The sequence below is a fragment of the Streptomyces bullii genome (genome assembly GCF_042657145.1).
Classification (GTDB): Bacteria; Actinomycetota; Actinomycetes; order Streptomycetales; family Streptomycetaceae; genus Streptomyces; species Streptomyces bullii.
In genome coordinates, this window is record NZ_JBHSNY010000009.1 from 394,588 (window position 1) to 407,558 (window position 12,971).

A 12,971-nucleotide genomic window follows, 5' to 3' on the forward strand; every position below is an offset into this window, starting at 1 on the left:
CGGCACGGCTGCCGCACCCGTCGGCACCCCGCCGCCACCCCTGCCGCCACCCCCGGATGCGGCAGAGCCCCCACCCTGACGAGCGGTACTCACACGATCCGGAGCGGCGGCAAGAACCGGAGCTTCATCTCTGGGCGGCAGCGCCACCGACGTCGCCACGGGCCGCACCGTGGAAACGGGCACCTGGGCCTACTACGGGCTGCAGCGACTGGCCGACAACAGCGCCGTCTTCGTCGCACCCCAAGGCCTCAACAACGGCTGGGCCAATGCCGACGGGGAGGATGTCACCTTCGTCGACGACATGATCAGACGGATCGTGGCGGACCTGTGCGTCGACACGACACAGCGCTTCGCCACGGGCTTCAGCTACGGCGGCGCCATGTCGTACGCGCTCGCGTGCTCCGGGGCGACGGTCTTCCGCGCGGTCGCGGTCCTGGGCGGCGGACAGCTCAGCGGATGCAGCGGTGGCACCCAGCCGATCGCCTACCTCGGCGTGCACGGCCTCAGGGACAGCGTCCTCGGCATCTCCGGCGGACGGGCGATGCGGGACAGTCCGTCAGGAACAACGGCTGCGCCGGGGCGGTCGGTCAGGAGGCGGGTGTGACGCGAGTGCCGGTGACCGAGTCTCCGGACTTCTTGACGTGATACATGAGCTTTTCGCCGCTGTAGAAGTGGAAGGTCAGTGTCACCAGTTCGCCCTCGCGCAGCGCGTCCAGGAATGCGGGGGTCAGGATGATCGTGTCGTTCGGGTAGTCCGGCTTGAAGGACTTGTTGAACTCCTGGTACGGAGTCCAGTCGGTCTGGCCGGCGTTGCTGCCGTCGCCGTACCTGGCCTCCATGGTCGCCAGCACGTCACCCTTGTACTGGGTGGGGACGGTGAACGCGTCGGTCTTGCCCGTGGCGTCGGACAGCACCGGTTCGTCGGAGGTGACCACCTCGAGCTGCCAGGGCAGTCCGCGGGAGAACCGGGCCTGGAGCGTGGCGTTCACTCCGTACTCGCGGTCGCCCGTCAGCCGGGTCAGCGCGCCGGCCGTGAGGACGAGCCGCGTCTTGTCCCACAAGGTGTAATCGCGTCCCTCGACGAGCTCCGTCTTGCCGTGCCACAGCCCCCGGAACTTGGTCCCGTTCAGATTCAGGGTGACCCCCTTGGCCGTGATCGGTTCCGACTTCGGCACGAAGACCTTGTCGAAGGAGGCCGTTCCCGAACGGGTGGTCCAGCCGGCCTTGATCCATGCGATCAGGGCCGGGTCCGTCCACTGCAGGGTCTCCCGGTTCAGGTAGGCCCACGTTCCGGGGTCCCACAGCGCGGTGGTGACTCCGGCGAGGCGTGCCGCGTGCCCGAAGTGCTCGTAGTACTTCAGCGCCTCGCCCCGCTCGACACGGGAAGGATGGTTGTGGTCGGGGTAGCCGAGCAGGCCGTACTCACCGAGGTAGACGGGGATGTCCCTGGCGACGAAGGTATCGCGCATGCGGGCGAAGGCGTCGTTGAGGTCGTTGCGGGCGACCTCGTCGTAGTGGGTGCCGCCCGCGATGTTGATGCTGAACGGATACCAGCCGTAGTAGTGCACGGTGGCGATCAGATGGCGGTCGTTCAGCGACTTGATCGTGGTGTACAGGTCGTCCATGAAGTTCTGGGAGGGCGTGCACCCGTCCGTGGGCAGCACGAGCAGGCGGTCGGTGTTCCTGCCGCCCGACGAGCGGACGATCTTGTGGAAAGAGGTGTTCAGCTCGTGCAGGAGCTTGGCCTTCTGCTCGGCCGTGGCGTTCTCGAACTGCGGCTCGTTGACGCTCTCGAAGAGCAGGGTGCGCGGCTCGTCGCGGAACGTCCTGGAGATCTGGGCCCAGGTGGAGTTGAAGCGGGCCAGCACTCCGTCGTGGTCGGCAGGCATCTTCTTGATCCACTGCCACGAGTCGTGGTGGACGTTGAGCACGACGTACAGGCCCTCGTCGAGCGCCCAGTCGACGACCTCCTTGACGCGGCTCATGTACGTGGCGTCGACGGTGTAGGGGGCGGTGGCGGACTGGTGGTCGGACCAGGTCACCGGGATCCGGACGCTGCGGAAACCCTCCTCGCGGATGGTGGTGAACAGGTCCCGGGTGACCTTCGGGTTGCCCCAGTTCTCCTCGTGGGGGATGGCGTCCAGGGTGTTTCCCAGGTTCCAGCTGGGCTGCATCGCGGCGACGGCGTCCATGGCGCGGGCCGGAACTCTGATGGCGGACCCTGTCGGCTCTGCCGTGTGGTCGGTCGCGGCGGTCGAGGTGCCGCCGGCCAGACCCAGCAGGACGGCGAGGACCAGGAACAGGGGGGCCAGGCGGCTGGTGCCGCGGCTGCGGTGGTGCGCGGGTTGCCGTAGGTCCTGCATGTGTGGGCCCTTTCGGTTGGTCGTGCCCTTCGGTCGGTTCAGCCTTCGAGGGGCTCGTAGTCGAACCAGTCGAAGTGGACGGTGCCCGCGGCCGCGTACATGCCGATGACGCGGCCGGTGAAGCCGCCGGCGACCTCGGTCGACAGGTAACGGCCGTCGAGGGCCGCGAGTTCGGTGAACGTGCCGTCGGGTTGCTCGATGCCGAGGGAGACGATGTCGGGTCCGGTGCACGGCCCGTGCGGAGGCGGTGGGTCCGAGATGGTGAGGGCGAGGACCAGTGGCCCGGCGGGTACGGGTTGTTCGGCCACGACCGTGCGCAGGGAGCCGACGCGCGCGATCACCCGTACCTCCGTCCCGGACGCCTCGATCGCGTAGTGGTGCCGCTCGTCGAGGCGGACGGCGAGGCCGCCGCGACCCTGCTCCGGGTCGACCAGGGTGCGGGCCCGGCAGGTGAGGTGCTGCTGGCGGCGGCCGGTGAACACCGCGTCGGGCTCGTCCAGGGAGCCGCCCCGCGCGTGGAGCGTCAGCCATCCGGGGCGCTCCTTGGTGGTGCAGAGCTCGGTGGGGCGGTCCCGCACGGAGATCCAGGTCGGCCCGAGTGCGCTGAGCTCGAAGTGGTCGCGCCCTTCCTCGGCGGGGGCGGGGGAGAGCGGCCACGGGAGCGTGGAGAGGTCCGTGGTGACCTCGCCGACGACGGGCCAGCCGTCCTCCCAGGTCACGGGTGCCAGAAAGGTCTCCCGGCCGAGCACATGCCAGCCGGGCGTGCCGCCGCGCGGCCGTACGCCGAGGAAGACCATCCACCACGAGTCGTCAGGGCCCTGGACCAGGTCGGCGTGGCCGGTGTTCTGGATGGGGTGATCGGTGCCGCGGTGGGTGAGGACGGGGTTGGCCGGGCACGGCTCGAAGGGGCCGGTCGGCGTCAGGCCGCGGGCGATGGACACGCCGTGGCCGCGTTCGGTGCCGCCCTCGGCGATGAGCAGGTACCAGTAGTCGCCGATCCGGTACAGGTGCGGCGCCTCCGGGGCCTTGGCGCCGGGGCCGCCGGACCAGAGCTTGTGCGGTGTGCCGTGCGTCTGCCCGGTGGACGGGTCGAGGCGGACCTGTGCGACCCCGGCGACGGTGCACCAGCAGGTGCCGTCCTCGTCCCAGGCCAGGTCGGGATCGATGCCGGGTACGTCGGGTGCGGGGATCGGATCCGACCACGGTCCGGCGGGGTCGGTGGCGGTGACGATCAGGTTGCCGCCGCCCTCGCTGCAGTTGGTGACGATCAGCCAGAAGCGGCCGTCGTGGTGGCGCAGGGTGGGGGCGTAGATGCCGCCCGAGGAGGGCATGGAGGCCGGCAGGCGCAACTGCTCCGGCCGGTCCAGGGCGTTGCCGATCTGCCGCCAGTGCACGAGGTCGCGGCTGTGGAAGAGGGGTACGCCGGGGAAGTACTCGAAGCTGGAGCAGGCGAGGTAGTAGTCGTCGCCGACCCGGCAGATGCTCGGGTCGGGGTGGAACCCGGGCAGCACGGGGTTGGTGGCGCGGGTGGGCTGGTTCTGGGCGGGCACCCTTGGTCGTCCTTTCGTCGGGTGGGCAGCAGGGACGGCGCTCAGCGAGCGTCCGGCTCCGTGCGGGTGATGCGCAGCAGCGCCGCGGAGGGCGCGGTGGGCAGGGTCATGGTGAGGTCGGCGGTGTCCGGGTTCCAGACGGCACCGGCCTGACCTGCGGCGGGGTACAGCACCTCGGCACGGGCCGCGCCGCCCGCCCGTTCGGGCAGCCGGAGGGTGGTGGTGGCCGGACCGCCCGGTCGGCGCCAGACAGTGAGGTAAGTGGTGGCGGGGGTGTGCAGGGCCAGGGCGATCCAGGGGTCCTCCCAGCCGGGAAGGCCGAGCGGCCAGGACGGCACGGCCCCCGGCAGGTCGGCGCGGACGGCTTTGTACACGGCGACCGCCTCGTGGACCAGGGCGCGGGCCTCGGGCCCCAGTTCCGGCAGGTGGCCGGAGAGGTGGATGCGGCCGAGGAGGGCGCTCACCATGGTGAAGGCGACCTCGTCGAGGGAGTCCTCCGGCTGCGGATAGGCCCACACGGCGCCCTGCTCGGGGGTGACGGCGGTGGGTGCGGAGGCCGCGATGGGCGCGTAGAGGAGCAGGTTCTGCTGGTCGCTGGTGGACTGCAGTTGCAGCCGCGACAGCAGGGCGTGGTCCCAGCGCATGCCGCCCGAGGCGCAGTTCTCCACCACCAGGTGCGGATGGCGGTCCAGGATGCCGTCGAGCCAGTCCAGGTGCGCCCGGTTGTGGCCGAGCAGACCGGCGCCCGGGGTCTCGCCGGGGTGGGCGCTGGTGCCGGAGCCGGGGTCGATGTTGTGGTCGAGCTTGAGATAGCCGACGCCCCATTCGCCGACCAGGCGGTCCACGACCTGGTCCAGGTGGGCGCGGGCGGCCGGGTGGCGCAGGTCCAGGTGGTGCCGGCCGGTCTCCGTGAGGCGGACGCCGTCGCGGCGGAAGAACGCCTCGTCGGGCAGGGACTTGGCCATGGGGCTGTCGACGCCGATGACTTCCGGCTCCAGCCACAGGCCGGGGACCATGCCGCGCTCCTGGATGCGGTCCAGCACCTCGTGGATCCCCTTCTCGCCGGGGAAGCGGGAGGCGGCCGGTTCCCAGGCGCCGACGGTGGTCCACCAGCCGCCGTTGTCGCCGTCGTACCAGCCCGCGTCGATGACGAAGTACTCGGCGCCGGCCTCGGCCGCCGCGTCGATCAGAGGCAGCAGTTTGTCGGTGGTGGGGTCGCCCATGAGGCAGTTCATGTAGTCGTTGAAGATGACGGGCAGACGCCGGTGGTCGGCGTGCGGGCGGCGGTGGGCGCGGCGGTAGCGGGTCAGCGCGGCGAACGCGGCGTCGGGGCCGCCGTCGGCGCTGAAGGACAAGGCGGCGGGTACGGTGCGGAAAGCGGCGCCGGGTTCCAGGGGGTGGCGCCAGCCGTGGTGGGCGTCGGTGGGCCCGAACAGTGCCGCGTAGGCCGCCCGGTCGTGTTCTTGGCACTCCCAGCGCCAGCCCCCTCCGTTGTGCTCGATCTGCCACATCCAGGTGCGGCCGGTACGCCGGTCCGTCAGTCCGCCCATGGGCAGGTGTCCGCAACTTGACCAGGTGCCCTGGCCGTTGAGGGCGAAGCCGGCCTTGCCGTGCCCGTACTTCACGCGTCCGCTGACGCCGGGTGTGGTCCGGCGTATCGGCTGCCGCTGCCAGCGGCACTCGGCGAGCCAGTCGTTGTCCGCCCACAGCAGGTCGGCGGCGTCGACGGCCGCCGAGTCCCGCGGGGTGAGGCAGCCCACCGTGAGCGAGCTGACCGACTCCAGGTGCAGTGTGGTCTGCCCTTCGTTGCGCAGGGTCACTTCGCTGCGGAGCACGGGGATGCCGTCCGGCGACCGGTAGGTCACCTCCGCGGCCAACCCGGTTTCCGGGTCGTGGAGATGCACGGTCAGCGTGTGCCAGTCACCGTCGCGGGCCGCGCGATGGGCCCGGTGGCGCAGCCGCCCGCCGAGAGCGGTCCCGATCAGACGGCTGGCCGACCAGTCACGGCCGTGACCCGCGGCAGTCACCTCAACCAGCGGCAGGGACGCACCGGGGTCGCTGCCCGCTTCGCCGGGCAGTCCCAGATGCGTCAGGCGTACCCTGCCGTCGTCGCCGAGGACGAACTCGAGATGCAGGGCGTCGTGACCCCAGCGGAAGTTCCGCTGTTCGTTCTCCATGGTGTCCTTTCCACGTCAGTGGCCGCACGGGACCACGCAGCCACCGGGCGGCAGTAAGTGGGCTGTGGGGCCGGTGTCTCGGCACGGTGGTGTGCGGGGCGGTGATGCACAAGGGAGGCGCCGCCAGATCATCAGCTCGGTCTTGGAGTTGCAGTCGGTCGGCGCGGGGTACGGGTCGATGAAGATGTCGTACGTGGCCTCGTAGTACGAACCGGACTTCGGGTATGCCGACTGGCTGAACCACGTGGTGTGGTTGGGGCTGATGTCGCGGCTCTTCTTGGGGAGTGTGGTCACCGGGGAAGTACAGCCCCAGTCCTTGCGGTTGACCATGGCGACGAAGCCGGTGCCTGTCGAGGAGTTCACACCCCAGAAGTTGTCGTTGCTGTACCACGTCGAGGCGTTGCCGCCGGTCGCGTAGTGCTTGAACCAGTACGTCCGTGACGCTGCCACTGCCGAGTTCGGCAGGGTGAAGACGAGACCCGGAGCCGTGAGAAGCGCGGCCCAGCCGATACGGAATCATCAGCCCTCCGGAATGTGTGCTGAGTGGGGGGATCACACAGGAGAGGAGAAGCCGGTCGTCCTGCCCCGGCGGCAGGGCCACGTCGGTCTCCCCCTCGGGACGGCGGGTGCGGAGCGGGGCGGCCGGGAGCCGCACCTCACTTCGCGTCGCCGTAGATGACTCCGCGTCCGTTCGTCCCGAAGTAGACGCGACCGTAGATCCGGGGGTCTCCGGTCATGGTGTTGCCGGTCCAGGCGTACTGGTGCCGGTCGTCGTTGATGCGGATCCAGGTCCGGCCCGCGTCGTCGGACCGGAAGATGCCGCGCACGCCGTGGATCTTGGAGCTGGTGTAGACGGCGGGGTACGGGGCGCCGGGTGCGGCCTTGCCGAATCCGACGACGTCGCCCTGGTCCACCACTTCGAACCTGGTGAAGGACGCTCCGGAGTCGGTCGACCGCCACAGCCCGTAGGGTGTGGGGGTGGTGGGCTTGGCGGTGCCGCCAGCCAGCCAGATGTCGCCCTCGTGGCCCGGTACCGGCTTGAACCGGACGTTCCCCGCGGTGGGCAGACCGGTCGCCGCCGTGGCCGTGAAACTCTTGCCGCCGTCCGTGCTGAGGTAGAAGACGCCGGAGTCGTAGGCGTAGAACTTCGCCGGGTTCACCCGGTCCGAGCGCACCGAAACCCCGGTCGGCAGCCCCTTCGAAGCCCTCCAGGTCGCTCCGTGGTCGTCGGACCAGCTGACCGGCGCACCGGCCGGTGACCAGACGATCCGCTTTCCGTCGGCGCTGATGGCGACGGCCTGGTCCTCGACTCCGGGCCCGGTGACGCCGGACGGTTCGCTGCCGGACGGCTTCCAGGTGTCGCCGCCGTCGGTGGAGACGGCGAAGTGCTGGGTCCAGCCGCTGGTGGGGCGGCCGACCCGGACGATGGTGTGGGGAGCCAGCTCCGCGTAGTCCAGGGCCGGGGTGTTGTCGAAGGTCGGGTTGTCGTACATCTTCGGCGCCTTGTGGAGATCCGTGTGCCGGAAGCCGCCGACGTCGCCCACGCCGGAGAAGAGGTGCGCGCGACCGGCGGGCGGGCTGATCAGGCACAGGACCGCGGTCTCCTCCAGGCCCTGGGCGCGCACGGACAGGTGTACCGTGCCGCCGCTGTCCCAGTCCGTGAGGTTGTCGGCGCCGTAGATCGTCGCCCCGGTTCCGTACATGAAGTGGTCGGAGTCGAAGGGGTCGATCTGGACGGACTCCATCATCCAGCCCAGTTTCGGTGCGAGCTCGGGCAGCGACGGCGAGGCGTTCCAGGTCAGCCAGGGGGCGGCGGATATGTCGATGTCGTAGCGCAGGGTGCGCTCGGAATTCGTGTTCAGGTCCCAGGCGCGGGCCCAACTCGCGCCGCCGTCGGTGGAGCGGAAGAGGATGCAGTCGGGCCACCAGTTGATCTGGGTGGACACCATCAGGGTGTCCGGGTTCTGCCGGTCGATGGTCAGGCCGCTGTAACCCCACTTGCTGTCGTCGCTGGTGGACGGGACCGGGCTGATGCGGGTCCAGGTGTCGGTGGCGGTGTCCAGCTTCCACACGTCGCCCTTGGAGCCGTCGTACGGGCCGGCGGTGTCGCTGGTCGCCAGGTACAGGTAGCCGCCGACGTGGTCGAAGACCGCGTGGTGCGGGATGAAGCCGGTGGGCTGCCCGGGTACGCGTTCCCAGGTCGCTCCCGCGTCGGTCGACCGGTACAGGACGTTGTCCTTGTCGGCGACGGTGACGTAGAGGGTCCGGGTGGCCTTCCCCGCTCTGCCGGTGCGCTTGTCGAAGACGACCTGCAGCACGCCCAGGTTGTCGCCGTTGTAGCCGTCAGGGTCGGTGGGGTCGGGCACGAAGTTGCCGACGTTGGGGAAGTCGGCCACCTTCGCGAAGGTCCTGCCGTGGTCGGTGCTGCGCCACAGCCCGTGGCCCCCGCGCACTCCCAGGTAGAGGATCCTGTTGCGGTTGGGGTCGATCACCAGCCGCTCGCCGATGCCCCGGCCGGGCATGTTGCCGCCCAGCCGGAACGGCAGGGGAGTGGTCTTCCAGGTGCGGCCGCGATCGGTCGAGCGCAGGATCGCCGCCATGCTCGGGTCCCAGTCGGGGAGGGTGTAGGTGCCCGCCGCCAGGTAGACGCGGTCGGGGTCTGCCTCGTCGGTGGCGATGCTGATGATGCCGGTGTGTCCGTACTCGTCCCAGCCGATCCAGTCGGTGAGGGGGATCCACCGCCGGGACGCCGTGTCGAGGCGGTAGGCGCCGCCGATGTCGGTGCGCGCGTACACCAGTCCGGGCTCGCGCTGGTTGAAGACGATGCCGGTGACGAAGCCGCCGCCGACTATCTCGGCGTTGCGGAAGGTGTAGGGCGTGTGCCGGACCTTCCCGGCCACGCGGGCGGGTGTGGCCGATGTGACGGGTGTGGCGGAGGCACCGGAGGGGGAGAGCAGGGGGAGTGCGGCCGTGGCCGCGCCTGCGGCCAGCAGGCCTCGGCGGGACAGGTGCGGGGCATGGGTCATGACGGGTCCTTGCCTTTCGGGTGCGGGTCCGTAAGGGGCCTGCGCACAAGCAGCGGTCCGGCCGGCCGGCTCCAGAAGGCGATTCCGCAGACCTCCGGCGCGCCGAGGGTGCCGTACCGGTGGGGCGGCCGGAGTCGGGGCACCACCGAGGCGCTCGGTGATGGATCTTCCGTCGCCGAGGCCGGAGTTGGTCTGCCGGACTTCGCCGGAGCTACTGCTGGGGAGGTCCGCGAGAAGGTGGCCGGGGACGTGCCGGGGGTGTTCCCGCCGGCGGGCTGCACGTTGATCGTGGTGCCCAACGCCCGGGACACGGCCTGGTAGTCCTCGTTGCCGGCGGGTGGCAGCGGTGGGAGGGAGACGGCGCCCGCCACGCCGGCGGCTGTTCGCAGGACGACTCGGCGGTTCCTCTCACTGCTCATGTCGTTGCGGCCCTTCGTTCGCGTCGATCCGACCAGCGGGCGGGCAGACGCTGCGTCGTCCGGTGGTCTCATGTCCGGAGGGCGGCAGCCAACCGAGTCGACGCGCTTCGACGTTTCGGTGAGACTAAGGCCGCGTTTCCGGGGGCGACAACGGGCCGCCAAGGTCACTTTTCGGTAACAGGCGCGGTCGCGGGTGAGAACAAGCACCGCCCTCCATGCCATTTACCCCAGGTGAGCTGGCCTTCTAGGTGAACTATCAAAGAGGAACGCCGACGCCGGAAGAACGGCTCGCGGCGGCTGGACGACCTGTGATTGACACACGACTCAGCGTCATGTCACCGTCGAAGCGCTTCGACTCTTTCTGCGACAGTGCGATCGACACAAGCCGTGCGCCGCCCGGCTCCGCAGTCGCCCACGCTTCCCACGCCTTCTCCGCCGACCTCCTGCAAGGGACTTCTCAGGTGAGTACCGCCGCCACATCCCCCGAGCCGCCCACCACCGACCTGCCGTTCCGTGACCCCGCGCTACCCCTCGCCCGGCGAGTCGACGACCTGATCTCCCGGCTGACGCTCGACGAGCGCATCGAGCTGCTCTACCAGTACTCACCAGGAGTCCCGCGCCTCGGACTGGCCCCCTTCAAAACCGGTACCGAAGGGCTGCACGGCGTGGCCTGGCTGGGGCCGGCCACCGTGTTCCCGCAGGCGGTAGGCCTGGGAGCCACTTGGGACGAGGAGCTGCTGCACGAGGTCGCCACGGCCGTCGGCACCGAGGCCCGCGCCTTCCACCAGCGCCCCGCCGCCGACGGCCGCCGGCACAGCCTCCAGATCTGGGCCCCCGTGGTGAACCTGCTGCGCGACCCCCGCTGGGGCCGCAACGAGGAGGGGTACGCGGAGGATCCGCTGCTCACCGGCCGGCTCTCCGTCAGCTTCTGCCGCGGGCTGGCCGGGGACCACCCGGTCTATCTGCGCACTGCACCGCTCCTGAAGCACTTCCTCGCCTACAACAACGAGGACGAGCGCGACATCACCTCCTCCGTGGTGCCGCCCAGGGTGCTGCACGAATACGACCTCGCCGCCTTCCGCCCGGCGATCGCGTCCGGCGCCGCCACCGGCGTCATGCCGGCCTACAACCTCATCAACGGCCGCCCCTGCCATGTCAGTCCACTGCTCGAGACCGAGGTACGGCGCTGGGCCGAGCCCACCGGCCACGAGCTGTTCGTCTGCAGCGACGCCGGAGCGGTGACCAACCTCGCCGAATCGGAGCACTACTTCGACGACCACCCCACCTCCCACGCGGCGGCGGTACGCGCCGGCGTCGACAGCATCACCGAACTGGACGAGGACGGCAGCATCACCCTCGACCGGCTCCGCACGGCGGTCGACCGCGGGCTGCTCACCGAGGACGACATCGACCGCGCCGCGCGACGCCACCTGTCGATACGCTTCCGCCTCGGCGAGTTCGATCCGGACCTCGACCCCTACGCCGGCATCCGCGACGACGTCGTGGACAGCCCCGCCCACCGGGCGCTCGCCTTGCGCGCCGCCACGGAGTCGGTGGTGCTGCTGAAGAACGACGGCGCACTGCCGCTGTCACCGGCCCCCGGCGGGCGCGTCGCGCTCGTCGGTCCGCTGGCGGACACCCTCTTCGAGGACTGGTACAGCGGCACCATGCCGTACCGGATCACCATTGCCACCGGCCTGGAGGCGGCCCTCAAGGAGCGCGGCGCCGAAGCGGTCCGCGCGGAGGGAGTCGACCGGATCACGCTGCGCGCCGCCTCCACCGGAGGCCTCCTGCGCGTGCCGACGCTCGACACCGGCGGGCCCATGGTGGCCGGTGCTCACTCGGACGAGCAGGAAGCGGGCGACAGCGCCTGCCACGACCTGTTCGACTGGGGTGAAGGTGTGCTGACCCTCCGCAACGCCTGCACGCAACGCTACGTCACCCTCAAGGACGGCGACCTCACTCTCGCCGCCGACCAGACGCAGCCGAACGGCTGGTTCGTCCACGAGACCTTCCGGCTGGAACCCCAGCCGGACGGCACGGAACTGCTGCGCAACATCAGCAACGGCCGCTACGCCGCCGTGGACCCCGCCACAGGCCGCGTCACCCTCTCCGCCGAAGCCCCCGAGCAGGCGGAACGCTGGACCCGGACGGTCGTCAGGGACGGCATCGCCGAAGCCGTCGCGGCCGCCGCCTCGGCGGACGTCGCCGTGGTCGTCCTCGGAAACGACCCGCACATCAACGGCCGCGAGACCGAGGACCGTGCGGGCATCTCGCTGCCGCCCGCGCAAGAGGCCCTGCTGCGCGCCGTCGCCACCGAGCGTCCCGAGTCGGTACTGGTCGTCATGAGCAGCTACCCGTACGCCGTCGACTGGGCGGACGAGCACCTGCCCGCCGTGGTGTGGACCTCCCACGGCGGGCAGGAGACGGGCCGGGCACTCGCCGCGATCCTGCTCGGCGAGGCCGAACCCTCCGGACGGCTCCCGCAGACCTGGTACCGCGGCGACGACCCGCTGCCCGGCCGCCTCGACTACGACATCATCAGCGCCGGCTGGACGTACCAGTACCACGACGCCGCACCGCTGTACCCCTTCGGGCACGGCCTGTCCTACACCAGCTTCGCCTACTCCGGCCTGCGGCTGTCCGCCCGGGAAGCGGCGCAGGACGACACCCTGGTCGTGAGCGTCGAGCTCACCAACACCGGGCCGCGCACGGGCACCGAGACCGTGCAGCTCTACACCCGCGCGCTCGCCGCCTGCCACCGCGCGCCCAGGCGCAGACTGACGGACTTCCGCAAGGTCTCCCTCGCCCCCGGTGAACGGCGGCGGCTGGAGTTCGACCTGCCTGTCGCGGCCCTGGCCCACTGGTCCGTCGCAGCCGGCGCCCTCGCCGTGGACCCGGGGCCGTACGAGATCCTCATCGGGCACTCCGCCGAAGCCATCGCCCTGGCAGCGCCCCTCACCGTGACGGGGCCGGCCCTCCCTGCCCGCGCTCTCCTCGGCCGACGACTGGAGGCCGTCGACTTCGACGAGTGCGAGGGCGGCACGCTCGTCGACACCACCCGGGAGAAGGGGGAGGCGGTCACCCCGGCGACCGGTGACATCCCCTGCGCACTGCGCTACGACTCAGTCGACCTGGGCAGCCCGGCGGACGGGCCACGGGTCATCACGGCCGAGGTGTCGTGTGCGACGGAGGAGGACGCGACCGTGGAGATCTACGCCGACGGCGCTCCCGGTGCCGGAACCTTGCTCGCCGCCCTCCGTGTCACCACCGGCACCGGCGACCGGTACGACTGGCGCGCGGTCAGCGCGCGGATGCCGGAGGAGGTGACCGGGGTGCACGATCTGCATCTCGTCCTGCGGGGCGGTGTCCACCTGGCAGCGATCGCCGGCGGGACGTGGTGAGGAGCGGCGGGACGCGGTAAGGAGCGGTGGGA

Annotated in this window: 7 protein-coding genes; 2 read left to right on the plus strand and 5 right to left on the minus strand. The window is 70.8% G+C overall.

Going from position 1 to position 12,971, the window contains the following annotated elements:
* Window positions 1-169 precede the first annotated feature (169 nt).
* Window positions 170-604, plus strand: a complete 435-nt coding sequence (locus tag ACFPZJ_RS26840; RefSeq protein WP_381026528.1) for a CE1 family esterase — start codon at window positions 170-172, stop codon at window positions 602-604.
* Here ACFPZJ_RS26840 and ACFPZJ_RS26845 read toward each other — a convergent pair.
* From ACFPZJ_RS26845 to ACFPZJ_RS26865, 5 genes are all read right to left on the minus strand, one after another.
* Complete coding sequence (locus ACFPZJ_RS26845) at window positions 588-2,363, minus strand: cellulase family glycosylhydrolase (protein WP_381026531.1); 1,776 nt, start codon at window positions 2,361-2,363, stop codon at window positions 588-590. The two genes, ACFPZJ_RS26840 and ACFPZJ_RS26845, sit on opposite strands and share 17 nt — an antisense overlap.
* A gap of 38 nt (window positions 2,364-2,401) precedes the next feature.
* Window positions 2,402-3,913, minus strand: a complete 1,512-nt coding sequence (locus tag ACFPZJ_RS26850) for a glycoside hydrolase family 43 protein (protein WP_381026533.1) — start codon at window positions 3,911-3,913, stop codon at window positions 2,402-2,404.
* Window positions 3,914-3,954: 41 nt separating this feature from the next.
* Window positions 3,955-6,090: an alpha-galactosidase gene (locus tag ACFPZJ_RS26855; RefSeq protein WP_381026534.1), complete on the minus strand. Its 2,136-nt coding sequence runs from the start codon at window positions 6,088-6,090 to the stop codon at window positions 3,955-3,957.
* Between the two features lie 15 nt (window positions 6,091-6,105).
* Window positions 6,106-6,540 carry a hypothetical protein gene (locus tag ACFPZJ_RS26860; protein WP_381026536.1) on the minus strand — a complete coding sequence of 145 codons (435 nt, stop codon included), beginning with the start codon at window positions 6,538-6,540 and terminating at the stop codon, window positions 6,106-6,108.
* Window positions 6,541-6,746: 206 nt separating this feature from the next.
* Window positions 6,747-9,116, minus strand: coding sequence for a xyloglucanase (locus ACFPZJ_RS26865; RefSeq protein WP_381026537.1), 2,370 nt, complete (start codon window positions 9,114-9,116; stop codon window positions 6,747-6,749).
* Window positions 9,117-9,996: 880 nt separating this feature from the next.
* Here ACFPZJ_RS26865 and ACFPZJ_RS26870 point away from each other — a divergent pair.
* Complete coding sequence (locus ACFPZJ_RS26870; RefSeq protein WP_381026539.1) at window positions 9,997-12,939, plus strand: glycoside hydrolase family 3 C-terminal domain-containing protein; 2,943 nt, start codon at window positions 9,997-9,999, stop codon at window positions 12,937-12,939.
* Window positions 12,940-12,971: the final 32 nt, after the last annotated feature.